Source organism: Streptomyces europaeiscabiei (genome assembly GCF_001550375.1).
Lineage (GTDB): Bacteria > Actinomycetota > Actinomycetes > Streptomycetales > Streptomycetaceae > Streptomyces > Streptomyces europaeiscabiei.
On record NZ_LRTR01000751.1, the window covers coordinates 1 to 1082 of the forward strand.

2 protein-coding genes are annotated in these 1082 nt (G+C 72.1%); both read right to left on the bottom strand.

What is annotated here, in order from left to right; translation table 11 throughout:
• Positions 1-87: 87 nt before the first annotated feature.
• On the bottom strand, positions 88-672 hold the full coding sequence (locus tag AWZ10_RS36840; RefSeq protein WP_037697755.1) for an NADPH-dependent FMN reductase: 585 nt from the start codon (positions 670-672) through the stop codon (positions 88-90).
• 152 nt (positions 673-824) lie between these two features.
• Positions 825-986, bottom strand: a complete 162-nt coding sequence (locus AWZ10_RS52600; protein ID WP_162948907.1) for a hypothetical protein — start codon at positions 984-986, stop codon at positions 825-827.
• Positions 987-1082: the final 96 nt, after the last annotated feature.

The following is a 1082-nucleotide window of genomic DNA, read 5'->3' on the forward strand; positions in this document are numbered from 1 at the left end:
GGGGCCTCGGCCGCGGGGTGGGGGGGCGAGGCGGGGGAGTTGCCCGGGGTTGCCGGGTGCGGCCCGCGGCCGGGTGGAGCGGACAGGTCAGCTGTCGTAGGGCAGGCGCGCCCTGGCCTCCTTGGTGGCCAGGGCCCACCAGCTCAGCTTGTCCCACAGGACCTTGGCGGCCGCTTCGGCGTCGGCCGGCTCGATGAGGTTGCCGTCGGTGTCGAACTGGCCCCACGGCCCGTGGAAGCTGACGGCGTCGCGGACGGGGACCGCGTGCAGCTCGTTGACGATGTGGCGCAGCTGCTGGACGGCCCGCAGACCGCCGGCCAGGCCGCCGTAGCCGACGAAACCGACCGGCTTGGCGTGCCACTCGTGCTGGGTCCAGTCCAGGGCGGCCTTCAGGGAGGCCGGGAAGCTGTGGTTGTACTCCGGTGTCACCACGACGAAGCCGTCCGCCGCCGACAGCCGGGCCGAGAACGCGGCGAGCAGTTCGGCGACCTCCGGCTCCGGCTCGGCGCTCAGCGCGGTGGGCAGCGGGAAGTCCGCCAGGTCGACCAGATCGACCTCGATGTCGTCACGCTGGTCGGCGGTGCCGACGAACCAGTTCGCGATCGTGGGGCCGAAGCGGCCCTTGCGCACGCTCGACAGGATCACGGCCACGCGGATGCGGTCACTAGGCATGTCAGCCCTTTCACTACGGTCAGTCCTCTACCCACAGAAGAACAAACCCGCATGCGGGTTTCCAAGTGATATCGAAGAAACCGATGGGACACGCCTGAGCTGCCGGGTCCGCCCGAAGGGGGAGCCACCCGGCAGCTCACGGTCGGCCGGCGTCAGTCGACGCCCTGCAGTATGTGCGGTTCGGCCAGGTCGTCCTCGTACCCGGCCAGGCGGATCGGGGCGCACCTCGCCCACACCTCCAAGAAGCCCGGGTTCGCGGGCGCCGGGCAGCCCCGGGCGGTCCGCGTCGTCTCCTGGCACTGATGCGCTGTCACCGGTGTTCTCCCTTCCCTTCGCCGGCCCGTCGGGCGGGCCGGTCAGCAGGCGGCGGTCTCGGAGCGGGCCGGCACCCGGCCGTCCCCGCCCTGTGC